20 protein-coding genes and 1 tRNA gene are annotated in these 24,889 nt (G+C 50.2%); 2 read left to right on the plus strand and 19 right to left on the minus strand.

Annotated features, from left to right (window positions below):
* Position 1: 1 nt before the first annotated feature.
* The 18 genes from CLV58_RS02930 to CLV58_RS03015 form a co-directional block, all read right to left on the minus strand.
* A complete protein-coding gene (locus tag CLV58_RS02930) occupies positions 2 to 592 on the minus strand; it encodes a cytochrome c oxidase subunit 3 (protein ID WP_106136281.1) in 591 nt (196 codons plus the stop codon).
* Positions 593 to 597: 5 nt separating this feature from the next.
* Positions 598 to 1,479 carry a heme o synthase gene (gene cyoE / locus CLV58_RS02935; RefSeq protein WP_106136282.1) on the minus strand — a complete coding sequence of 294 codons (882 nt, stop codon included), beginning with the start codon at positions 1,477 to 1,479 and terminating at the stop codon, positions 598 to 600.
* Positions 1,480 to 2,493: a COX15/CtaA family protein gene (locus CLV58_RS02940; RefSeq protein WP_106136283.1), complete on the minus strand. Its 1,014-nt coding sequence runs from the start codon at positions 2,491 to 2,493 to the stop codon at positions 1,480 to 1,482.
* Positions 2,468 to 4,351 carry a cytochrome c oxidase subunit I gene (locus CLV58_RS02945; RefSeq protein ID WP_106136284.1) on the minus strand — a complete coding sequence of 628 codons (1,884 nt, stop codon included), beginning with the start codon at positions 4,349 to 4,351 and terminating at the stop codon, positions 2,468 to 2,470. The genes CLV58_RS02940 and CLV58_RS02945 overlap by 26 nt, the downstream gene beginning before the upstream one ends.
* Before the next feature lie 29 nt (positions 4,352 to 4,380).
* Positions 4,381 to 5,496 (minus strand): cytochrome c oxidase subunit II, encoded by a 1,116-nt coding sequence (locus CLV58_RS02950; protein ID WP_106136285.1) that lies wholly within the window; start codon positions 5,494 to 5,496, stop codon positions 4,381 to 4,383.
* 15 nt (positions 5,497 to 5,511) lie between these two features.
* The gene (locus tag CLV58_RS02955) at positions 5,512 to 6,822 is read right to left on the minus strand and encodes a quinol:cytochrome C oxidoreductase (protein WP_106136286.1); all 1,311 of its coding nucleotides are present in this window, start codon (positions 6,820 to 6,822) and stop codon (positions 5,512 to 5,514) included.
* A 66-nt stretch (positions 6,823 to 6,888) separates the two neighbouring features.
* A complete protein-coding gene (locus CLV58_RS02960; RefSeq protein WP_106136287.1) occupies positions 6,889 to 7,500 on the minus strand; it encodes a c-type cytochrome in 612 nt (203 codons plus the stop codon).
* Positions 7,501 to 7,508: 8 nt separating this feature from the next.
* A complete protein-coding gene (locus CLV58_RS02965; protein ID WP_106136288.1) occupies positions 7,509 to 8,042 on the minus strand; it encodes a DUF3341 domain-containing protein in 534 nt (177 codons plus the stop codon).
* A 55-nt stretch (positions 8,043 to 8,097) separates the two neighbouring features.
* Positions 8,098 to 9,528, minus strand: a complete 1,431-nt coding sequence (gene nrfD / locus CLV58_RS02970) for an NrfD/PsrC family molybdoenzyme membrane anchor subunit (protein WP_106136289.1) — start codon at positions 9,526 to 9,528, stop codon at positions 8,098 to 8,100.
* An 81-nt stretch (positions 9,529 to 9,609) separates the two neighbouring features.
* Complete coding sequence (locus CLV58_RS02975; protein ID WP_106136290.1) at positions 9,610 to 12,717, minus strand: TAT-variant-translocated molybdopterin oxidoreductase; 3,108 nt, start codon at positions 12,715 to 12,717, stop codon at positions 9,610 to 9,612.
* Positions 12,718 to 12,822: 105 nt separating this feature from the next.
* The gene (locus CLV58_RS02980; protein WP_106136291.1) at positions 12,823 to 14,166 is read right to left on the minus strand and encodes a c-type cytochrome; all 1,344 of its coding nucleotides are present in this window, start codon (positions 14,164 to 14,166) and stop codon (positions 12,823 to 12,825) included.
* A gap of 229 nt (positions 14,167 to 14,395) precedes the next feature.
* Positions 14,396 to 14,466 (minus strand) — tRNA-Cys (locus CLV58_RS02985).
* 122 nt (positions 14,467 to 14,588) lie between these two features.
* On the minus strand, positions 14,589 to 16,373 hold the full coding sequence (gene rpsA / locus CLV58_RS02990) for a 30S ribosomal protein S1 (protein ID WP_106136292.1): 1,785 nt from the start codon (positions 16,371 to 16,373) through the stop codon (positions 14,589 to 14,591).
* Between the two features lie 236 nt (positions 16,374 to 16,609).
* Complete coding sequence (locus CLV58_RS02995; RefSeq protein ID WP_106136293.1) at positions 16,610 to 17,125, minus strand: HNH endonuclease; 516 nt, start codon at positions 17,123 to 17,125, stop codon at positions 16,610 to 16,612.
* A 102-nt stretch (positions 17,126 to 17,227) separates the two neighbouring features.
* Positions 17,228 to 17,689 (minus strand): SsrA-binding protein SmpB, encoded by a 462-nt coding sequence (gene smpB, locus CLV58_RS03000; protein ID WP_106136294.1) that lies wholly within the window; start codon positions 17,687 to 17,689, stop codon positions 17,228 to 17,230.
* Positions 17,690 to 18,158: 469 nt separating this feature from the next.
* Positions 18,159 to 18,758, minus strand: coding sequence for an OmpH/Skp family outer membrane protein (locus CLV58_RS03005; RefSeq protein WP_106136295.1), 600 nt, complete (start codon positions 18,756 to 18,758; stop codon positions 18,159 to 18,161).
* A 47-nt stretch (positions 18,759 to 18,805) separates the two neighbouring features.
* Entirely contained in the window at positions 18,806 to 19,171 is a 366-nt protein-coding gene (locus CLV58_RS03010; RefSeq protein WP_106136296.1) for a hypothetical protein, read from the minus strand.
* 11 nt (positions 19,172 to 19,182) lie between these two features.
* A complete protein-coding gene (locus CLV58_RS03015; RefSeq protein WP_106136297.1) occupies positions 19,183 to 21,633 on the minus strand; it encodes a penicillin acylase family protein in 2,451 nt (816 codons plus the stop codon).
* Positions 21,634 to 21,829: 196 nt separating this feature from the next.
* Between CLV58_RS03015 and CLV58_RS03020 the strand changes: the two genes are divergently transcribed.
* Together CLV58_RS03020 and CLV58_RS03025 are read left to right on the plus strand one after the other, a co-directional pair.
* Positions 21,830 to 22,693 (plus strand): glycerophosphodiester phosphodiesterase family protein, encoded by an 864-nt coding sequence (locus CLV58_RS03020; RefSeq protein ID WP_245882186.1) that lies wholly within the window; start codon positions 21,830 to 21,832, stop codon positions 22,691 to 22,693.
* Between the two features lie 68 nt (positions 22,694 to 22,761).
* Positions 22,762 to 24,285, plus strand: a complete 1,524-nt coding sequence (locus CLV58_RS03025; protein ID WP_106136298.1) for a GH3 auxin-responsive promoter family protein — start codon at positions 22,762 to 22,764, stop codon at positions 24,283 to 24,285.
* On the opposite strand, the gene CLV58_RS03030 is transcribed toward CLV58_RS03025, so the two are convergent.
* Positions 24,286 to 24,774, minus strand: a complete 489-nt coding sequence (locus CLV58_RS03030) for a flavin reductase family protein (protein WP_106136299.1) — start codon at positions 24,772 to 24,774, stop codon at positions 24,286 to 24,288.
* Between the last annotated feature and the right edge of the window lie 115 nt (positions 24,775 to 24,889).

Here is a 24,889-nt window from a genome sequence, read left to right on the forward strand (position 1 = left end):
ATCAATGAAAATAGACTAAAAAGAAAAACAAATAAATCCAGAGAATGTCCAGAAAATGCCAGTAAGTGGCCGCGATTTCCAGCTGATTCAAGCTTTTAGCATGAATTCGTATACGAAATGCAGCCCACAATGCAGATACCAGTACCAGTAACCCAGATATCAGGTGAAATGCATGTAATCCAGTGAACACATACATGAATGAACCGGCCGGATTACCGACAAAAAATACTTTTTCGTCAACTAAAGCGACCCATCCCTGAAACTGCATGTACAGGAATACTAGACCGAGCGCAAAAGTAATGCTTATTGCTAGTTTGAGGGCGTTGAAGTTGTCTTTTTTTGCCGCTATGTAAGCCCAATGCATTGTCAGGCTACTCAGCACCAATACGCCCGAACTGTACGCAAAAATTGACGGAATTTCGTACTCTAGCCAGTTTCCCTCTGCACGCCGAACCAGATAGGCACTGGTCATAGCGGCAAAAATCATAATTATACTTACAATGAACAGCCACAAGATAAACTTACGGGGGTTCATTGATAACGTTTCTTCGGGCTCTTCAGCGAGCGCCACCTCGTTCACGTAGTCATTCATTGCTGTTACACTTTATCGAGTAAATACACGATTTGAACAACCGGCAGGTAGATCAGCGAGCCAAACATCATTTGAAGCGCTGCCTTGTCCGTACAAGTTCTCATTAAGTGAAACGTCTGTGCCAGAAACAAGATTCCGCCGATCATGGCGATGAATGCAGAATGTATACCGGTCATACCCAGCATGTATGGCAGCCAACCAACCGGTACTAAAAACAAGGTATAGAGCATGATACGGAAGGCCGTATCCGAGTCTTTTGCTTTTCCCGGCATCATCTGTATTCCAGCCTTCTTATACTCATCGAATGCTAACCAGCCGATAGCCCAGAAGTGCGGGAACTGCCAAAAAAATTGTATAGCAAATAAGATACCTGGTGCCCAGCCAAACTGATTGGTAGCCGCTACCCAGCCAATCATGGGCGGAAACGCACCGGGCAGCGCCCCGATAAAAACGGCAATCTGACCACGTCTCTTTAGAGGGGTATATACAAAGCCGTACAGCAGCAGCGACAGCACAGCCAGTGATGCTGCCCGGATGTTGAATACATATACAAACAGGAAAACACTGAGCGAGAATAGCACTAGCGAAACCCAGGCGGCTTCAGTAACGGTTGCACGGCCGGTCGGTAATGGGCGTACAGCCGTCCGCTTCATGAAACGGTCCGAATCCTTTTCAATGATTTGATTTATGATGTTAGCAGCGCCCGTAATCGCGATCGACGCGATTACTAACACGGCTACTTTCCACCAGACAACTGACTGTGAAGCGAGACAGTAGCCAAACACACCGGAAAATACAACCGCCAGTGTCAGCTTTAACTTTATTAACTCGATGTATACAGCAAGCCGCTCTACGAGGGCTTCTTTAACCAAAATTACTCGTTCCATTTAGCTGGATTGTAATGACACCATTTTGTCAACCCGCTCGGTAGCTCGTTGAGATGTCAGCAACACGATCATAAATTGAATGCCAACCAGCATGACTGCCAGCAGTATGTGGATTGGTTGAGCAAAAGCAGGAACAGCGAAATACCCCATAACTGCTCCAGTGACAATTTCGAAAATAACCAGTACCACTAGAATAACACCAAACGTTTTAACGATACCGTTTTTGACCGCTGTTTGAATGATATGTATGAGGTACAAATGTGCTCCTAACACCAGTAATGAAAAGCTTCGGTGAACGTAGAAAGGCCAGTTCAGCTGATCGATCCATCCTTGCCGATTGTCGTAACCAAGACGCTTTACGACAGCATCGAGTTGATCGCGTACTTCTGTACCCAGTATTAACTGAATAATTGTCAACGCAATGACTGCCATCGCAACGTTGCGAATTTTACGCGTATGTCGTGAGCTAACAGACTCGCTCAGTGACCAGCTTTCCTTATTTGCTTTCACCCATACATATAGCAGGGCAAACACAACAAAAATGGCGAGGAGCAAATGCGCTGTGATCAGATACTGTGCCAGCTCGGTAGACACTACTTTCGAACCCAGCCAGCCATTCGCGCCTATTAATAGGAATGCAGCCAGGCTGCCCCAGAAGAGACTACTATCCCTTTTAAACAGGGCTATTGACGATACCAGTGTCGCAAAAACAAAGAAGCCTGACAGAACGCCAAGCAACCGGTTAATATACTCGATCCAGGTTTTGACTGGATTGAAGATAACTTCTCCTTTCAGCTTGGCACCGTAAATCTCTTGATAGTTTGGTGGGAGCTGATTGATGTTGGTTGGGGGAACCCATTGGCCAAAGCACTTCGGCCAGTCCGGACATCCCATTCCGGAGCCAGTTCCCCTGACAATGCCACCTGCTAAAATAAGCAGGTAAATGATAAGCACTGTCAGGAGAGCAAGCGTACGGAAGCGGACTAAATCAGTGCGGTTGTTTGAACTGATCATTTAAGTTTTGTGCCTCGATTTCTTTTTCAAGCGAGATCAACTCATTCTCGTGTGGCAAGTTCGATTCGAGAGTTTGTGAATAAGGTACATTCTGCGGAATGTAATCCTCCTTCGCACCCGGCTTACTGTAATCGTATGGCCAACGATAAACAGCAGGAATCTCACCAGTCCAGTTGCCATGTCCTGGAACGATTGGTGTCGTCCACTCTAATGTGTTCGACTTCCATGGGTTCTGTGTTGCACGGCGACCACGAATAATACTGTTAACGAAGTTGTAGATAAAGATCCACTGAGCAGTGAACGTGAAAATAGCGGCTAAGCTAATGAACGCGTTCATGTCAGCGAAAATGTTCTTCGTAAAGTCGTAACTCGTGAATGCATAGTAACGACGGGGGAACCCGGCAATACCGACATAGTGCATTGGGAAAAACACAAGGTAAATGCCAATGAACGTCAGCCAGAAGTGAATATACCCTAGCTTCTCATTCATCATCTTCCCAAACATTTTGGGGAACCAATGATATACGCCTGCCAACAGACCGAACGCTGAAGCAGCCCCCATCACAAGGTGAAAGTGAGCTACGACAAAATATGTATCGTGCAGTTGAATGTCGAGTGCCGAGTTACCGAGAATAATACCGGTCAGACCACCCGATATGAAGAACGACACAAGGCCGATCGAGAACAACATTGCTGGCGTGAAGCGAATGTTTCCGCGCCACAACGTCGTGATGTAGTTAAATGCTTTTACCGCTGATGGTACTGCAATGATGAGTGTCAGGAACATGAACACCGATCCAAGGAATGGATTCATACCCGAAACAAACATATGGTGAGCCCACACGATGAACGCGAGGAATGCAATACCCATCATCGACGCGATCATCGCCCGGTAACCAAAAATTGGTTTACGTGAGTTTGTTGCGATGATTTCTGAGGTCATTCCCAGCGCAGGCAGCAGTACGATATATACCTCGGGGTGCCCCAAGAACCAGAATAAATGCTGGAAAAGGATCGGGCTACCACCAACGTTTGGCAGTGCTTCGCCATTCACATAAATCTCTGACAGATAAAAGCTTGTACCAAAGCTACGGTCAAAGATGAGTAGCAGTGCCGCCGAAAGTAGTACGGGGAATGAGATAAGTCCAAGTACAGCTGTCAGAAAGAAAGCCCAGATTGTCAGAGGCAGTTTGCTGAACGACATCCCCCGTGTCCGCAGGTTGATAACGGTAGTGATGTAGTTGATACCGCCCAATAGCTGCGACACGATAAAGAGTGCCATACTGATGAGCCAAAGCGTCATACCAAACTCAGATCCCTTGTGTGCTTGCGGCAATGCACTCAATGGTGGGTATACAACCCATCCACCACCTGCAGGTCCCGTTTCAATGAACAACGACCCAAACATAACCGCACTGGCCAGGAAGAAGAACCAGTACGATAGCATGTTCAAAAAGCCCGATGCCATATCACGGGCACCGATTTGAAGCGGAATCAGGAAGTTAGAAAACGTACCACTCAAACCGGCTGTCAATACAAAGAATACCATGATAGTACCGTGCATTGTTACCAAAGCCAGGTAAAAGTCTGGGTCTAACTTGCCGCTTTCATCAATCCAGGTACCAAGGATTGGCCGTAGGAAGTCCATTTTCATACTAGGGAAACCTAGTTGTAAACGGAACATCACCGACAGGCTAATACCAATGACCGACCAAATGATACCGGTAATCAGGTATTGCTTAGCAATCGTTTTGTGATCTTCAGAGAAAACGTATGTGCGCCAAAAACTCTGCGGCTCGTGGTGATCATGCACATCTGCATGGGCCACAGCGGGTGAGTTAGATTCTATAGTCGCCATAGTATTTGATTTTTAAAATAGGTTCAGTCTTATCGTATCGTAGCAGCAGATACTACGTTCACTCCACCTTGCTGTACTGACGCCGTTGTGCTGTCTGAAGGGGCAGCAGCTCCTTCTAAATATTTCGCAGCCTTCGCCTTCAAGTTTGCAGGAATTCGGCTTGCTAGTTCTGGAGTCGATGAAAGAAGCGGTTTTTGCTCTTTACACCATGCCTGCCAGGTAGCTTCATCTTCTACGATTAACCGAATTCGCATCGAGAAGTGTCCACGTCCGCAGACTTCTGTACAAGCTATTTCGTAACCAAAGTTTGGGTTACCTGTTATGTTCCGCATCTCATCCGTCGTTTTATCGGCGGTGAACGCAAAGCGGGTTGGCATGCCTGGTACTGCATCCATTTTCACCCGCATGTGAGGAATGAACACACTATGCAGTACGTCACGTGCCCGGATTTTAAGTAGAATAGGCTTATTAACGGGAATGTGTAGTTCCGTTGTACTGGTAAAATCATCAAACGACGCTTCGTCAGTGTAATCAATACCTGTATCGTTCGCGTTATCAATCAGCTTATAGTTGTAAGCACCGAGCTTGTTGTTATCAACACCTGGGTAGCGTACAATCCAGTTAAATTGCTTACCGACAATTTCAAAAACTTGTGAATTTTCAGGCGCTTCTGCCATAATGTCGCGCCAAGCGCGCCAGCCCGTAAACACTAGTACCGCCATGATAACCGCAGGAATTACTGTCCAGATCAATTCCAGCTTGTGGTTTTCAGGATAATAAGCAGCCCGACGGCCTTCTTTGTGCTGATATTTCCAAGCGAAAATGAATAGCAGGGCGTTCGTAACGACAAAGGCAAACGTAATTATACCCATCGACAACCAGAACAGGAAATCTGTACGACGGCCGTGTGGTGACGATGCTTCGGGCAAAAAGAACTGACGTGCGTACATGAACGACCAAACAGCTCCAATGAGGCCAACGATAAAGAAGACTAGGAAAAGCACACCGTTGATACGGTTGCTCGTTACCGAGAACTCCGAGTCATTGGCGCCATTTGCATTCTTTACGACAGCAGCCATCCGGGAGACCACCAATGCAGCCAAACCGAGAAAGATTACTGATAAAATGGCGACTATATAAATCATAGAGGTAATGAGTTACTAGTTGATATCGTGGTGCAGCGACTCTTCCAACATCGGGTGATGCTTCGGAACCAGATTTGCTTTCTCTAACTGACTGTAAACGCTCCATACGAAGCCCGACGCGAAGATCAGAATCATACCGAACTCCATCGGACCAAAACCGCCATGAGAACCAACTGTTCCGGGCATAATGTTTACGTAAAAATCAAAGTAGTGTCCAATCACAATACCCCAAGCTGCTACTTTCAAAATGATGCCAGTACGTTTCGCTGCCGTTGTCATAAGAACAAGAAACGGGAAGACAAAATTCAGCGTCAGGTTGATAAAGAATGGGGCCTTATAGATACCGCCGAAGCCACTGAAGATCTCTCTGTAATGGATCGTTTCTTCAGGCAAGTTGGCATAGTAGATAAGCATAAACTGCGCGAACCACACGTAAGTCCAGAAAATGCTGAAGGCAAACATGAACTTACCCAGATCGTGCAGGTGGCTTTCCGTTACAATCTGTAAATAGCCCCGCTCTTTGAGCGCCAGAACGGTCAGCGTGATGATGGCCAGACCAGTAACGTGCCAACTCGCCAATGTATACCAACCGAACATGGTACTGAACCAGTGTGTATCGATCGACATGACAAAGTCCCAAGCAGACGTCGACGATGTTACGGCAAACACAACAAGGAATATAACACCGACACGCAGGCTCTTGTAGTAGTAATCTGTACCACCCGATAGATCTTCCTGAAGCGAGTAGCTTCTGATCATACGCCACAGTACGTACCACAGCACAAAGTACAGTGCAACACGGATGACGTAGAAAGGCGTGTTCAGAAAACCATGCTTACCAGCAATAATTGGGTCGTATTCCGGGCTCGCTGTATCATATAGCGCAGGATTTGTCCAGTGAAACAAATCGTGACCAGCCAGGAAGAACACTGCCAGAACAACAATACCCATTATTGGTAAGTAAGCAGGTAATGCTTCAGGTACCCGCTTGAAAGCAACGGACCATCCGGCCTGGGCCAGGTAGTTGTACGACATAAAGAACATGCCGATTACTGAAGCACCCGTAAAATAGATTGCATTCAGCCACACGTTAGCCCATAGACGGTTTGTCCACTTATAGGCATGATGTGCCACGCCTTCAGCATGCTCTGCACCAGCCGCATGTGCCACTTCGTGCGTTTCATGACCGCCCCCTGATGCTGCCAGGAAGCAACCTAGGGCAACTAAAACAACACCAGCACCCAACCCCATAAGGATTCGGCGCTTGGAGTCAGCCGTAAATTCAAATTGTTCGTCTACAGACGGTATTGCGTGAGCCGATGCCATTCCTGATAAATTTGCCGTTTTTCTTTAATCGACTTCAATACTTCTGAAGTCGGCTACCAGCCTTGATTAACCCTGTTGCAGTTTATGAACGTACTGAACAATTTTCCAGCGATCGTCCGGCGTGATCTGTGATCCGTGGGGCCACATACGACCTTTACCGTTGGTGATTACGTGGAAAATGTGACCATCGTTAAGCGTTTTTAACGCATCCGACGAGTAGTTTGGAACACCTTTATACTGAGCGGCAACCGGACCATCACCTTTTCCGCCTTCTCCGTGGCAGTGTTGACAGTAACGGCCGTACAACACTTTACCATCAGCTAGTGCCTGCTCGCTCTGTGGGATCGGGTTTTTCAACACGCGTTCCGAGATACCAATGCTGTCAGCTGGAATGTTGTACAGCATCAGGTCAGCACTTGTTGAGTCACCACTCCCGAATTTCGTTTGGTAGTTAGGACGAGCCACTGTTCCCGATGCAGGTAAACGCATGTTCAATTTCATCGGATTGATTTCGTTTGGCTTAACCTGACGATAAGGTTCGTAACCAACGGCATCGTACATCTGGGGAGCATATTCTACCCCGGTGTTATCGTGGCCGCGTTTGCAACCGGAACCAGCAACGATCAGCCCCACAAAAGTCAGCGCTACGATGCCCGTATTATATGAGATTCTAATCATGACTGGATTTAAAACTGCTTGATATTAACTTCAGCGGCACCAGAACGCTTAAGGATGCTTTCTATGTCGCCTTCGCCGATGTCGTTTTTGCTCATGTCGATTGTCATGGCAAATTTGTTATCGGTTGTCCGTAGATCATACATCAGTGGTTTGACAGTAGGCCCTAGTCCATTAGACAGGAGAAACGTCGCCACCATGCCCAGAGCGCTGAACAGTACGGTAAGCTCGAAGAAAATAGGAATGTAAATGATTGGCGAATAGGAGTCTTTCCCGCCCACAATCATTGGCCAGTCGTACCCTTCCGTATAAAAAGTCAACGATATGGCCGTCAGCGTTCCTGTCAGACCGAAAAGGAAAGCAGCTATACCCAGCTTCGTCCGGGGATGGCCCAGCGCTACATCCAACCCGTGAATTGGGAACGGAGAATATACTTCATGAATCTTTACGCCTGCTTTGCGAACGTCCTTTACGGCTTGTAACACGACATCATCGTCGTCATAGATACCTACCAGGAACTTGCTGTTGCTATGCACGTCTGACATGATCAGGACTAGTTAGTTACTCGCTGATTCTCTGCTCGAGAACACAGTCAGTTGGTTAATCAATATTCTTGTTGAATGTCGGACTCGTTACCCGCTCGCCTTTGGCAACACCAGATACTGATGCAGGAAGCTTCTCCGACGACGACTTGATTACTGTCTTCACTTCGGCCATGTTAACTACTGGCAGAAACTTGGAGAACAGAAGGAACAAGGTGAAGAAGAGACCAAACGAGAAAATATAGTCACTGATGTCAAACAGCGTCGGGTGGAACATTGCCCAGCTCGATGGCAGGTAATCGCGGTGCAGCGACGTAACGATAATTACAAACCGTTCGAACCACATACCGATGTTTACAATGACGGACAACGTAAACGTCCAGACGACGCTCCGGCGAATCGCCCGCGACCAGAATAGCTGCGGAGAGATTACGTTACAGGTCATCATGGCTGCATATGCCCACCAATATGGTCCCGTAGCACGGTTGATAAATGCGTAGCTTTCAAATTCTACGCCTGAGTACCAGGCGATGAAAAACTCCGTCAGGTAAGCAACACCCACGATGGAACCGGTCAGGGTAATGACCTTATTCATCGATTCAATATGCTCTACCGTAATGTAATCTTCCAGCTTGAACACGACCCGAATGATCAGTACCAGGTTTTGTACCATGGCAAAGCCCGAGAAGATAGCACCAGCAACGAAGTACGGCGGGAAAATCGTGGTGTGCCAGCCGGGGATAACCGAGGTCGCAAAGTCGAACGATACGATTGTGTGTACCGAAAGTACGAGGGGGGTCGAAAGACCAGCCAGAATCAAGCTGATATATTCGTAACGAGCCCATGTTTTTGCCGAACCGTTCCAGCCGAGCGAGAATGCACCATAGATGTAGCGTGATACTTTGCTACGAGCACGGTCACGAATCGTTGCCAAATCCGGCAGCAGACCCATATACCAGAACACCAGCGATACAGTGAAATAGGTACTGATCGCAAATACGTCCCAGACAAGTGGCGATTTGAAGTTAACCCACAGTGATCCGAAAGTATTTGGTAGTGGCAACGCCCACAGCGCCAGCCATGGCCGACCCATGTGCATCAGGATGAAGCTTGCAGCGCAGATAACGGCGAAGATCGTCATAGCTTCTGCTGCGCGGTTTACAGCCGTCCGCCATTTCTGACGGAACAATAGCAGAATGGCCGAGATCAGCGTACCGGCGTGACCGATACCGACCCACCATACGAAGTTGGTGATGTCCCAGGCCCAACCTACTGTTTTGTTTAGCCCCCACACACCTAAGCCTTCCCACCATGTCCAAAAGACACAGGCGGCTCCGTAAATGAGCACAACGACAGCAATCGTGAAGGCAATCGTCCACTCACGAGTTGGCTTACCTTCAACCTGTCTGCTGATGTCCTCTGTTACGTCGGCATAGGTTTTACCACCGGTGACGAGAGGAGTTCTTACGGCTGATGTAACATGCGACATATTGTTACTATTTTCTTATGTAAACGATTGGTCCTATTAACCAGAAGTTCTTGTGGAACTCCTTGTTCACTTTAGTTGATCTTAAGCTTCCGTTGTTTTCTGAACGCGCTCCTGTTTCGGCGCTTCGTCTTTGTTACGGATCTTGGTCAGATAAGAAATCTGCGGCCGTACGTTGATTTCCTCAAGTACGTGGAAGGCGCGACCCTCGCGTTCAACGTCAAGCGTTTGCGAGATTGTGCTCTCCGGATTGTTCATATCACCAAAGATGATTGCTTCCGTCGGGCACGACTGTGCACAGGCAACTTGAACTTCATCAGGTTGTAAACGACGCCGTTCTTTCTTCGCGGTCAGTTTCGTTTCCTGAATACGCTGTACACAGAACGAGCATTTTTCGATGACACCGCGTGAACGTACTGTCACGTCGGGATTGATAACCATCTTACCCAGATCATTATTGAAGTGGTAATCGAAGTTATCGTTATCGAAGTATTTGAACCAGTTGAAGCGACGTACTTTATAAGGACAGTTGTTCGCACAGTAACGAGTACCTACGCAACGGTTATAGGTCATCTGGTTCAGACCTTCCGTGCTATGCGTGGTTGCCAGTACTGGACATACCGTTTCGCAGGGTGCGTTGCTACAATGCTGGCAGAGCATCGGTTGGAATGTTACCTCTGGATTGGCAGAAGCAATTTCCAGAGCAGAGTAATCTTCCGCTTCGGCATCGCTGCTGTAATACCGGTCGATACGCATCCAGTGCATTTCACGACGGTTGATTACTTCTTCGCGACCAACAACCTGAATATTGTTTTCAGCATTACAGGCCACTACGCAGGCACCACAACCGATACATGAGTTCAGGTCGATGACCATACCCCACGAGTGGTTCGGTTTTCCGTAACCGTTCCAGAGCGAAATGTCTGTCGGCGTCTTTGGGCCTTCCGACGTCACGACATGCGGAATATAACGACCAGCCTTGGGGTCTTTCACGTAGCTTGCCAGAACAGATTCCTGCAAAACAGCCTGGCGACCCATGACCGTTTCGTGCGTCTGCGTCTGTGCAATTTCACGCCGACCGCTTGCTTTCGCCACGGTTGCGCTGAACGCGCTGAACGTTACAACGCCGTTGACCAGGCTAGCAAATGGGAACACGTTCTTGCCTACACCATCGGCTGACTTGCCGGCTTTCTCACGGCCGAAGCCAATGGCTATCGATACCGTGTTGTCAGCTTGGCCAGGCTGTACGAGAACTGGAAGTTCCACCGATTTACCGTTTACCGTAACGGTAACCAGATCATTCTGGGCTAAGCCCATGTCGGCAGCTGTTTTCTGCGAAATAGCAGCATAGTTATCCCAGCACGCTTTCGAAATTGGGTCAGGCAATTCCTGAAGCCATGGGTTATTCGCTACAGAACCGGCACCCATGCCTACTTTTTCGTACAATGCCAACTCCATACCCGTTGTTGGCTTGTACCGCTGAACAACAGCAGTAGCAGCGGCAGCTGTGTTTCCCGCGAACGTAGCAGCCGTAGCAGCCTTACCTTTATTTGGCTCGAAAACCCCGTCATGCAGGCATTTCACCCAGAACTCGTCAAACGAACCGAAGCCACTTGCCAGCGGAAAGTAATTCGTACGCCAGAAGTTTTTCAGATAAACCTGAAAATCCGACGGACGGCCTGCCCACTTCAGTAAACTCGACTGGAATTGACGCGTGTTATAAATCAGCGTAATAGCCGGCTGGGTTAGGCTGTAAAAACCACGGTGTGGCTCGGCATCACTCCAGCTTTCCAAGAAGTGCGGAGCCGGAGCAATGAACTTTGCCAGCGATGCAGTTTCATCAGCCCGGTCAGCCAGCGAAACCGACAGTCCGATTTTCGGCAATGCTTCGGCTAACTCAGCGCCACGAGCATGATCGTAGACGGGGTTCGCTCCGTAGAAAATAACGGCACCGATGCGACCAGCTTTTGCGTCGTTGATAAACGCATTCATTTGCTGGTCATTACCCTGCCGGTAGTTGACGGGCGTACCCAGATCGATGGTCGTACCGTAGCTGCCCAGCAGGCTGTTCAGCGCATTGACGATAACCTGTACGTTTGGATCATTGGAACCCGACACAACCAGTGCCTGACCGCGTGATGCAGTCAGTTCAGCAGCAGCTTTGTCAAGGTACTGCACATCTACAGCTGGAGTACTGACGGGCGAACCGCCTAATTTCGAAGAAACCTTATTATATAGGGCTGCAACAACCAAACCTTCTTGAGAAGGCTTAATAGCTGACCGATAATCAGCATTCGAACCTGTTAGCGACAATCCCGTCTCAAACTGATACAGGCGGGACATGGTCTTTTTGCCCTTGCCAACTGCACCAATTTTTCGGGTCTGAATGTATGTCTTCGCGTTTTCCAGTGGAGCAATCCAGGTACCGAGGAAGTCTGCGCCAACACTGACAATCGTTTTGGCTTTGCTGAAGTCATAGGACGGGATAACCGCCTGTCCGAACGACTGTTGGTTTGCCACAACAACACCGTATGCCGAATTTGCATCGTACATGACATGCTGAGCCGTTGGGTACTTCGCAATGAAATCGGCGATAACTGCTTTCGTAGAAGGGCTTAGGATTGTACCCGTCACGATACGAATAGCACCACCGCGTGCGGCAACAGATGCCAGTTGCGTTGTGATCTCGCGGTCAGCAGTAGCCCAGTCAATATTGGCATCACCCCGCTTGGGACCTTTCAGTTTATCAATGTCATAAAGTGACAAAACCGAAGCCTGAACGCGAGCCGTAGTTCCACCTTTCGAAATGCTCGACAGCGGATTACCTTCTATTTTGATGGGCCGACCTTCGCGCGTTTCTACCAAGATAGCCGCGTAGTCGCCACCGTCTGTATACGTTGATGCGTAATAGTCAGAGATTGACGGGAACGTACCAACGGGCTTGTTGATGTACGGAATTGCTTTGTGAACCGGCGTTTCGCAGGCAGCCAACGAAACAGCGGCCATTCCGAAACCCATTGCTTTCAGAAAATCACGGCGTTGGGTGTTCGATCCGCCCAGCAGACCCTGAATGTCGTCTGACGAGTCGGTCAAATCAGGGTTGTTAAACTCGCTAGCTGCATGTTTTACAAACGTTGCATCGTTGCGTAGTTCCTCTACCCCTTTCCAATACCGTTTAGATGTATTTTCCATGCGTGTTATAATCCAGCGCTTGCTGAAACGAATAATGGGTATAGTATAACGAATAGCAGGTCGACCCGTACTTGAGCCTTGCTTGCTATTCGTTACTCATGGATCTTAATAATGGCACTTCGAACACTCCAGACCACCGATGTTAGCAACTTTCAGCGGCTCTTTGCTGTCTTTGCTGTGCAGCGCAACCAACTTATCATAGTAGGCATTGCCTTTCGTGTTTACTTCAGTCCGACGGTGACAGTCGATACACCAGCCCATCGTCAATGACGAACGCTGTTCGACCACTTCCATCTTCTCGATCTCACCGTGGCACGTCTGGCACTGAATATTACCAACGTTTACGTGTTGCGCGTGGTTGAAGTAAGCAAGATCAGGCAGGTTGTGTACGCGAATCCACTCGATCGGCTGGTTATTTTCGATAGCCGCGTAGATTTTCTGAATCTCAGGCGACTCTTTCTTGATAACCCCATGGCAGTTCATACAGATATTGGCTGCAGGGATGGTAGCGCTTTTGCCTTTATTCACACCCGTGTGGCAGTAGTTACAGTCGATCTTGTACTGACCGGCGTGTAGCTTGTGCGAGTATGCGATGGGTTGCTTAGGCGCGTATCCTTGCTGAATACCGATGCTGTAAGCACCGTCAATTGTTTCTTTCGCCACTACCAACAGGAACAGCCAGATAACTACCGAGCGGATTGTCGAATTGTTGACTGTGTCCGACAGACCCTGCTTCAGACGTTGTGCAAACGAAGACTGCGGCTGGGTTCCTTCTGCCGTTGCTGGCGTTACAGCTTTTGACAGGATGGTCGCAATAGCCAGCAGTACGCCAAGTACCAGAACCATTACGATCAGAAGCGCAACCAGAACAATCGTAAACAATTCCGAAGGACCAGATGCAGCAGCGGTTCCACCGCTTGAAGGTGCGCCTTTGTCACTACCTTTGGTATCTGTCCCTGTAGCAGCAGCAGGAGCACTCTGTTGATCGATGTAAGCGAGAATACCGTCGATGTCGGCGTTTGTCAGGCTAGGAAAGCTTGACATTTGAACTTTACCAAATTTGTTGAAAACCTGGTTAGCATACGCGTCACCGCTAGCAACGACAGCCGACGAATTCTTAATCCATTTGTAAAGCCACTCTTTTCCAGGTGTTCGTGCTTGAACACCTTTCAAACCAGGTCCAACCAGCACATCGTCACCCGTCGAGTGACACTGCGCGCAGTTGTTCGTAAAAAGCGTTTTCCCTTTTTCGGCGTCACCGCCCCCACCACCGCCAGCGGGTGCAGCGGCAGCAGTTGATGCACCTCCAGCTGGTGCTGCCGTAGCGGACGAGTCTTGGGCATGGGCCCGGCCACTGCCTACCATCAGCGCCAGAGCTAGAGAAGCGGTCCCTAAAACTCTGTATAAATGGCTCATTTCGAGACGCATTTTAATTGATTGAATCAACATAAACACTACTACCTTTTTCTTGGCTCACAAAAGTACGATACGATCACTGTTCGGCAAAAATTGGCCTTTAGTTATTTATTGCTACATTTTTATTTATACGGATTCTAATTAAGCTACTTCTTTTGGTTGATTTGTGCCCCCTGAAAAGCGGAATCTAAAGTAGGCAAAAACAAAAAAACCATTCAGCTACGCGTTCTACTTCGGTGCGCATCTGAATGGTTTTTGTCGGAGGTTCCGAGCGGATTCGAACCGCTGTACGAGCTTTTGCAGAGCTCTGCCTAGCCACTCGGCCACGGAACCAGCTTCCCGCTCAGCCAGTATTAGCTGCTTTGGGAGTGCAAATATATGATTTAATTCGGCAGTACCGCTCTGGGCACAAAAAAAAGCCCCGCTGGTGCGGGGCTTTTCACAAATTGGCTGGCTTAGTTACGGCCTTCCATCTGCTCTTTCAGGGCAGCCAGTGCATCGAGGTCACCCAGGGTTGCACCGCGCTCTGGCTGGTTCGATGTCTGAGCTGGTTTGCTTGGCGTAGCTTTAGGCTTCGACTCGCGAACTGGCTCATTCTTCTCCTGCCATGTACGGGTATGCGACAGCATAATCCGCTTTTCTTCTTTCGAGAACTCCGTCACGCGGAAGTCAAGCGACTCGCCAACTTCAGCGGCTGTACCATCTTCCTTGGTCAGGTTTTTCAGCGACGAGAAACCTTCGATGCCGTAAGGCAGCTCCAGGGTTGCCATCTTGTCGTTTTTGCTGATGATCGTGCAACGGTGTACGGTGCCAACAGCAAAGACTGACTCGAACGTATCCCATGGGTTTTCTTCGAGTTGTTTGTGACCCAAGGCCAAGCGACGGTTGTCGATATCCAGTTCAAGCACAACTACGTCCAGGTTTTCACCGACTTTGATGAAATCCGACGGATGCTTGATCTTTTTCGTCCACGACAGGTCTGATACGTGTACCAGTCCGTCGATACCCTCTTCCAGTTCCAGGAACAGACCGAAGTTGGTCAGGTTACGAACAACACCCGTGTGCTTCGTACCGACGGCGTATTTCGAACGCAGTTCAGGACGGGTCCAGGGGTCTTCGGTGAGTTGCTTGATGCCAAGCGACATTTTCCGGTCGTTACGATCCAGCGTCAGCACTTGTGCTTCTACTTCGTCACCAACTTTCAGGAACTCTTGTGGATTACGCAGGTGCTGCGACCACGACATCTCCGATACGTGGATGAGCCCTTCTACACCCGGCATGATTTCCAGGAACGCGCCGTAGTCGGCTACGTTGACGATCCGACCTTTTACTTTCGAACCAACCTGAATGTCTTCCGACAGAGCATCCCATGGGTGAGCCTGAAGTTGCTTCATGCCCAGCGAGATCCGCTTCTTATCCTCGTCGAAGTCAAGCACAACAACGTTGACTTTCTGATCGAGGTGAAGCACTTCCGATGGGTGGCTGATACGGCCCCACGAGATATCGGTGATGTGCAGCAGACCATCAACACCACCCAGATCGATGAACACACCGAAGTTGGTCATGTTTTTGATCACGCCTTCCAGTACCTGACCTTTCTCAAGGTTGTTCAAGATCTGAGCGCGCTGTGCTTCGAGGTCTTTCTCGATCAGTACTTTGTGCGAAACGACAACGTTGTCGTTAGCGTAGTTGATCTTGACGACCTTAACTTCCATTTTCTTGCCAACGAACACGTCGAAATCACGGATCGGCTTAACGTCAATCTGCGAACCGGGCAGGAAGGCTTCAATGCTGAAAATATCGACAATAAGACCACCTTTGGTCCGACGCTTCACGAAGCCATCGATAACGAGGTCTTCATCAAGCGCGCGCTGAATTTTCTGCCAGGCGGTGATTACCTTCGCTTTCTTGCGCGACAGCACCAGCTGACCGTTCGGGTCTTCCTGATTCTCTACGTAAACTTCTACTTCATCACCCATTTTGAGTTCGGGCATGTCCCGGAACTCTGAAGCGGGCACCAGGCCGTCCGACTTGAAGCCAATGTTGAGCAGAATCTCGCGATCCGTAATCCCAACGACGGTTCCCATCACTACTTCTTTCTCTTTAACCTCCGACAACGTGTTGTCGTACATCTCCAGCATCCGGTCGCGTTCTGCGTCCGAATAGCCGCTACCAAACCCTTTGTTGTCTGCCCGATCCCAATCGAAAGCAGGCAGTTCGCGCTGTTGCGTTTTGCTCATAAAAAATGGTTTCCTGACCCACTCGGTACATCAGTTCGTGGGTCAATGGCGAACTGACTTTTAGGTTGAATTTTTCCTTTTGAAAAAGGACTGCAAAGATAGCAAATGCTATTCAGAAAAAGTTTCAAAATGTTGATTTCAAGAGAGAAAGCACGTTGACAACGAAAAGGCCGTCAGCGAAACCGCTTTTTCCAGCTGGCTTCCCTGACGGCTTTCCATTTTTGCGCTTGCAGGTATTACTGAAACGCCTTTTCCTTCCTGGCTAAAAATGGGAGCCAGCTTTGTTCGATTGAGCCGGAGAAGTCGCGCAGAAAAACCAGAAAAGTCGGCTTATAGGGTTTCTGGCGCAATTTGAGATTAGCCTCTTCCGGTGTGTAATCACCTTTGCGGGAATTGCATCGCTTGCAGGCCGTCGCCAGATTATCCCAGCTGGTTTTTCCCCCCCTCGATTTTGGTAATACGTGATCCAGCGTCAGATCGTCGGTTGTTCCGCAATACTGACAGTGGTGCCCATCCCGCTTGAAAATGTTCTGCCGGGTCAACATAACCCCTTTGTAGGGCAGATTTACGTACCGATGCAGCCGGATAACGGTTGGCATCGGAAACTCGGCAGAAACGGTTCGAAGTTTGAATTGATCCGATTCAGCAACGAGTTCGGCTTTGTCCAGGTAAACCAGCAGAAATGCTTTCGGGACGGAGCAGATACTGAGTGCACTGTAATCTTGGTTTAAGACTAATACTTTCCTGCCCATATCGCGTTTGGATGCCTCTGTGTGGTAGCAAGTTACAGAGTTATCCACATAACAGCAATAGCTGTGGAAAAATTACGCTACTGTCAGGATAGAGTATTCGTGTTAGTAGCGTTCGCGCTGCATGTCCCGCTGTACGTCGCGTTCCTTTATGCTGTCTCGTTTATCGTATAGCTTTTTACCTTTTGCCAGGGCGATGTCCACTTTAGCGAAACCGCGATCAGTCGTAAACATACGCACCGGCACAATCGTCAACCCCTGATCCTTCAGGTTCTCGGTCAGTCGGCGAATTTCGCGTTTGGTAAGCAGCAGTTTCCGGTCCCGGAGCGGTTCGTGATTATAGTGTGTTCCTTCCGAATAGAGCGAAATATTCATTTGCCGGATATACAACTCGTCGTTCAGCAACAAACAGTACGCATCCTGCAGGTTGACTTTGCCCTGCCGGACCGATTTTATCTCGGTACCCGTCAGCACAATGCCGGCGGTATAAGTTTCCAAAAAGCTATACTCAAACGACGCCCGGCGATTGCGGATGTCGACGCGTTTTACGATAGACGAAGAGGCCATAATAGTCTAATAAGGGCGGCAAAGGTAGCCGTATCAGACAAAAACACGGGGATGCCGCTACAGGTTTGTGACCGGAACGAAGTTTGCTTATCCCAATAGCGAGTAAAGGTCGCCTGGCGGGCCGGTGTTTTCGTTGTAAAAAACGGTAGCGAAGTCACAGCCTCAAGACCCGGTACAGCACCGGCCCAAACCAAAGCGATATAAGCAGCTGGCCTCAACGACCGCGTGCCTGCTGTCGCAGAAAGGGGCAAAAACAGTGCCTGAACGGGAATAAATCAATTATTTGGTAAAACCAGCAGCCGTAGCGTTGCGCTTCAAAAAAAGCAACTCCCTGTTGTTACTATTAAAAAATAGGCGCTAACAGGCACAAGAATAGTGCCATATATTTATACGATTCGTTATAATTATTAACAAAAGGGGGCTGCTGTTCGTACGAACAGCAGCCCCCTTTTGTTAGCCAGGAAAGGACTTACTTTTTAGTCGCCTGCTTGTCTTTGTACTCTTTGTTCAGTCCAGCAAGGACCGCTTGCGTACGATCGCCGGAGGGGTCGGCAAACAGAATGCCACCGCCTTTGGTGTAGCCCAGTACGAATTCGTATTTGTTTGTCGCGTTTACTTTCTTCAGATAATCGTAGATCTGATCGTAAAGCTGTTTGTTTTTGTTTTGCTCTTCGACCGCCAGATTCTGTGCCGCCCGCTCACGGTAAGCGAGAATATCCTGTTGTTCTTTCTGCAATGATGCCTCAGTTGCCCGACCCTGCTCCTGTGTCATGGTAGCGGCCCGCTGTTGGAAAAAAGCCACTTTATTTTGCAGGTTACGGCCTTTGTTAGCCAGATCGTTCTCTAGTTGAAAACGCTTGCTCTCCAACACTTTCTGCGTATCCTTGAAAAAGTCGTACTTGGTCAGGAGTGAATCGACATTGACATAAACGATTTCACGGCCTTTGGCGGCTGCGGGTTTGGCAACTACCGGCTCTGCATCGGGCTGACGGTCTTTGAAGTGGAGATAGTACAGAACGGCTACGGCTACGGCCAGCACAACATTGATAATCAGTGAGGCATTCTTCACAGGTAATCGACTTAGTTGGTGATAGTTTATCCGACAAAGGTAATGGTTTATGCGTCTCTCGGGGCACTAACGGCCGGGTTTGTCGCCCGTCGGATTAAAAAGCCAGTCAGCCCAGATAACCCGCCAATCAGTCCACCCAACACAACGGTAACCAGCAGCGGTAGAGCCGCTGATTCTGACTTGAATAGCAGAAGACCCATGCGCCCGGTAAAGACCCCTTCTGTGCGTAGATGAATCAGCAGTGCATACAACAGCCACACCACTGCAATGCCAAGAAAACCACTCAGAAACGCCTGCCCCCCCCGTGTGCTACGCCAGAAGCATACGCCAAACGCCACAATAGCGATGCTCCACCAGGGCAATACGAGTTGCGCCAACGCGCTGAGCAGCATGATAAATAGGATCTGAATCATGTCGAAACAAGTTAGTTCATAGTGATACGATGGGTGATCCGGGCGTGCCTGACCTGCGATGAAGTCAGATAGAGTAATTCGTTTAGCTTACCCTGCCGCCAGGTTTCGACCATGTTTACGTAGTACGGACTACCCGGATTGCCCGATTGACCACCAGGATAGACACCATACGCTTTCGGTTCCGGTCCCAATGCAACAACCATCCGCCAGGAGGGGCCGGTCCGCTCAGTCGTTGCGTTGACGATACCCGCACCACCGCCTACGTTTAGGTCGAGCACGCTGAACGCATCCAGACCGGGAATCAGGTGCCTGATATCGGTACTCTTATACGTTGCCCACGACCAGCCTGTGCCGAGACTACCATACCTACGTACCAGCGTGTCGCAGGTAGCGCGGAAGCTTTGCTGCATAATCTGGGGCAGATGCTCGCGAACGGGTGTCTTTTTGTTGTCGAACCAGCGGGAGCCGGTGTCGCGCTTCATCAGCGTCAGTGTACGATCGAAGGTGGGGGGCCGCATAGGCAAGGTGTCGCCTTCATTGAAATCATCGGCCCAGATGGCGTGCATCAACTGAGCCGTCCATTCGGTGAAAATCGTCGGCCCAACCTCGCCGGGATCGTTGTTCAGCTTCCAGGATTTTAGCTGTTGTAAAGCCTGCTGCTCGGATGCAGTAAGGCCTTTCTCCGGTAGCAGTGGCAGCAATATGGGTAGCGCATCGGCCGCACGCAGATTATATACGTCGTTTTGTAACTGCCGCATACTGTCGACGGTAACCCGCTGCATCTGCGTTAGTCGGTCGTTGATACGCTGTCCCCGCTCGTAGGGAGCAAAAATCCAGTTGAGGTAGTACGGGTACGTCGGATCGGTGGACGATTGGTTGGCCGAACTGACGAAATGCCGGGGCGGATTTTTCACCAGTGGGTTTTGTTCGGCCGGAATGTAGCCGTGCCAGTCGTCGGCCGGATTTGTTCCATCAAGCATAAACTTGCCCTGTTGCCGCCATTTCAGCGGAAACCGACCGTTGGGCGAAATCGCAATGTCATTGTTATTGTCAGCAAAAATGAAGTTCTGCGCCGGAGCCACGTAATATGTCAACGCTTTTCGGTAATCGGCGAAGTTGCGGGCGCGGTTTAGCTCGTAAAAGCAGATCAGTTCGTTCGATGGCTTGTGCGCGATCCACTGAGCCGCGTAACCGACAGGAATATTGCGTTTAAATGCTTTCTGACCGGCTTCGTACACAACCGGCCCGTGGTGCGTGTACAGAACGGTGTCATTGACTGTTGGCAGTCCTTTTACCGCAATCCGCTCGATACGACGTCGTACTGGTTTCCATTGGTTGTCGTGCCAATATTCTTTGCGCGACGCATCGCGGAATTTGATTGCGTAGAAATCCAGCACGTCGGAGCCGACATTGGTTACGCCCCAGGCAACATCTTTGTTGAAGCCAATGATAACATTGGGCGAGCCGGGCAGCGACGCACCGTAGACGTTTACCGTTGGCGACACCAGCTGAATCTGGTACCAGATCGACGGTAGACTCAGGGTTAAGTGAGGATCATTCGACAGAATTGGGTGACCTGTCGCCGACTTTTCCGGACCCACCGCCCAGTTATTTGAGCCGATCGCCGGATTGGCCCGTGGGTGGCGAAACAGTTGAGTCAGCGCGAAGTCAGGCAAATTGGCGACGTTCTGTCCACTGTCGGCGGGTGCTTTCGGAATGGGTAGGGGGGTAAAGTCCCACTTCGTCCCGACCGGGATGATTGGGTCTTCGTGAGCGGGGTAGTTCGGAAATAGGTCAGCTGTAACTGTAGGACCATATTTCCGCAGCACGTTGGTCATTAGCAGATCGTCGGCACCGCTGGCCAGCGTGCTGGTCATGGCTTTGAGCAACAGGGCACATTTCAACGATGTCCAGGCTTCGGGGGCATACCCCAGCAGTTTATACTCAATCGGGTAGCTGGCCGGCTTGAGCTGCTTGATCCACGCATTAACGCCCGCCGTGTACGCGTCCAGCATGGCGCGGGTTTGCGGATTTTTCTCCATCTCCGCCAGCGTTTGCTCTGCTCCGTAGCCCATACCCATCCGTCGGTTAAAACGGTCCAGTTCGAGCGCCCGACTTCCGACGACTTCCGACAGTCGACCAGCCGCAGCGTGTGTTTGAAACTCCATCTGCCAAAGCCGGTCCCGCGCCGTCAGGTACCCCTGCGCGAAGTAGAGATCATGGTCGTTACGGGCAAATACGTGGGGCACGGCCATGTCATCGACCAGCACCGTAACCGGCTCCTGCGTTCCCGAAAGAGTCAGTTCCTCATCGCCAGAGCGAGTTACTTCGGCATTTTGCCAGAAACCGGTAAACGGACTCATCAGTGGTCCGAAAGCGGGAATACTCCCCCACGACCGGTTCAGCGCCCAGATAAGTGCAACGGTAAGCAGTGCAGTAAAAACGGTAACGATGTAACGCATAAGCTGAAGCAGCGAGTAGCCATTAGTGCTGCAAGATTGCTATTCCGCTGCGCAACTAAAAGTCCACTGCATCGACATCCCAGCAGCTGTGTAAATGAACGACCGGTATTTGTCAATGGAAACGTACTTTTGGCTTCAGATTCGATTCAACTGCGCTATGCGTCTGCCAATTACAGTAGCCCTGTTCTTGACTGCTATGATCCCACCTATCACGGTATCGCCCGCATCGTTTGACCTAGAAGGGCACCGGGGCTGCCGCGGATTGATGCCGGAAAATACGATTCCGGCCTTTCTGAAAGCGCTGGATCTGGGCGTAACAACACTGGAAATGGATGTCGTCATCAGCAAGGATCGTCAGGTAGTCGTGTCGCACGAACCGTATTTTAACGCCGACTTTAGCATTGCCCCCGATGGGAAGCCGGTCAGTAAAGCGGAACAAAAAAAGCTGATTCTTTATCAGATGACCTACGACCAGATTCGGCAGTACGACACGGGTTCGAACGGTAACCCAAAGTATCCGGAGCAGCAGAAGCAGCGAACGCACAAGCCTTTGTTGACCGAGGTTATCGAGCAGGTCGAAGCGTACCGGCAGCAGCACACGCTTGCTCCGGTGGCGTACAATATCGAAATCAAAAGCGAAGCCAACGAGTACAATAAAAGTCAGCCCGAGCCCGCTGCATTCTGCGATCTGGTCCAGACCGTATTGGCTGGCCGACTACCGGCGGAACGAATTATCATCCAGAGTTTCGACTTTGCCGTGCTGAAACACTGGAAGCAGCAGGCCGACGAGGGCCGCTACCTGCCTGTCCGGTTATCAGCCCTGGTCGAGAACTTGCGGGGGGCGGAAAAGAATGTGGCCGACCTGGGCTTCAAACCAGCGATCTATAGTCCGTACTATCGGCTACTGAGTCAGCGCACGATTCGGTCGTTGCATGAGCAGGGCATACAGGTCGTTCCTTGGACCGTTAACCAGTGTAGTGATATGGAACGACTTAAACGCTGGGGTGTCGACGGCCTGATTACTGACTACCCGGACCGAGCGGTGGGTTTATCAAACTAAGTTAGTGGCATTGCGTTTTTAAAAATTAGATCGAACCGGCCAGCCGGATTTCTGCCTACTTTAGCACCATGACCCTTTTAAACACCTCGCTTAAATGGTTGTTGCAACGGCGATTGCCGCGCATCGAAGCCATGAAAAAAGACCCCGGCGCGGTGCAGCAACGGGTGTTTTCGCAGCTAATTCAGGCAGGTGCGCGCACACAGTGGGGCAGGCAGCACCACTACAAGTCCATAAAAACCATCGCTGATTTTCAGCGGCAGGTTCCCGTCTCCAACTACGAAGACCTGTTTCCATATATCGAACGGGTTATGATGGGCGAAGCCAAGGTGCTTTGGCCGTCGCCGGTACGTTGGTTTGCCAAATCGTCGGGAACGACCAATGCCCGGAGCAAATTTATTCCTGTCACCCCTGAATCGCTGGACGAAGGCCATTTCAAAGGGGGCAAAGACATGATGGCGCTTTACGTCGCCAATCGTCCCGACAGCCGTACATTCGAAGGAAAGGGTTTATCGATCGGTGGTAGCCTGCAAGCCAATCCATATGCGGTCAACAGTGCGGCCGGCGACGTATCGGCCGTGGTCATGAAAAACCTCCCCAGCTGGGCGCAGTTTATCCGTACGCCATCCGTCGATGTGGCGCTTATGGAAGAATGGGAAAGCAAGCTGGACCGCATGGCCGAGATCACCAAAGACCAGAACGTGACCAGCATGCTCGGCGCGCCGACCTGGGGACTGGTATTGATCGACAAGATTCTGGCGCAAACGGGTAAACAGAACATTCTGGAAGTCTGGCCCAATTTCGAACTACTTGTTCACGGAGCCGTCAATTTTCAACCATACCGCGATCTGTTCCGGCAGCAGGTATTTCCGTCCAACTCCGTTCACTATCAGGAGGTTTACAACGCATCAGAAGGTTTTTTCGCGATTCAGGACGATATGGGGCGACCCGGTGAAATGCTGCTCATGCTCGACTACGGCATCTTCTACGAGTTCGTCCCATTGGCCGAGTCCAATCAGCCGTACCCCAAAGCGCTGACCATCGAAGAAGTTGAACTCGATACCAACTACGCCATCGTGGTATCGACCAATGGTGGCCTGTGGCGCTACCGCGTCGGCGATACAGTTCGCTTTACGTCGCTGTATCCCCATCGCCTGAAAGTAAGCGGCCGTACCAAACATTTTATCAATGCATTCGGCGAAGAAGTTATCGTCGAGAACGCGGAAATAGCCATCACCCGCGCCTGTGAAGCAACGGGAGCTGTCATTAGCGATTATACAGCCGGCCCCGTTTACATGGGCAACGGTAAGAGCGGGGGACACGAGTGGATCATCGAATTCGCCAAGGAGCCCGTCAGCATGGGGCGATTCGAACAGGTGCTCGATCAGACGCTACGGGAAATCAATTCGGATTATGACGCCAAGCGGTACAACGACTACGTGCTGCGCCCGCCCCGTATTCACGCGGTTCCGCGCGGGACGTTCTATGCCTGGATGAAACAGCGAGGTAAGCTGGGTGGTCAACACAAAGTACCCCGGCTGGCGAACACGCGCGAGTATCTGGACGACATCCTCGGCAAAGTACTCGAACGCTGATTAACCCCGAACTGCTTTCTTTTCCCGCAGTAGCGCGTACGTAAGCACCGATTTGTCCGAATTCAGTACAACCTGCTTTTCAACCTGACAGACAAACAATTCGTGGTCGCCGGCATCGGTCGAATGCAACACCCGACATTGGGCATAGCCAATCGCTTCGGTCAGATACGGGCATCCACGTTCATCGAGTTGCATCGGCACCCGCTTCAGTTTATCCCGTTCGCGCCCCGACTGCTGCCCGAACTTGCGCACCAGATTAATCTGATCGGTCGCCAGCAGATTGACGTTTAGCAGGCCACTTTCCCGTACCAGTTCAATCGTGTAATCGACTTTATATAAAGCGATGGCCAATACGTGCCCACCCATGTCTGTCGCCATCACCCAGGCCACAATGTTTGCATTCCGCCGGGGGGTAGCTGAGTCCAGCCCGGCAACAGTCGTAACGGCCTGAATATCGTAATTTTTATACTTGAGCAGTTTTCGCGGCACGTCAGCTTGGTTAACTATGAGTTCAGAGACTGGCAATGGTCTAAGAACGAAGCCTGTTCACCGATTGTTAAGCTACCAGGCAGGCGTACTTTTGCACGACAAACCGCCATTTGGC

The organism is Spirosoma oryzae, from assembly GCF_003002825.1.
Lineage (GTDB): Bacteria > Bacteroidota > Bacteroidia > Cytophagales > Spirosomataceae > Spirosoma > Spirosoma oryzae.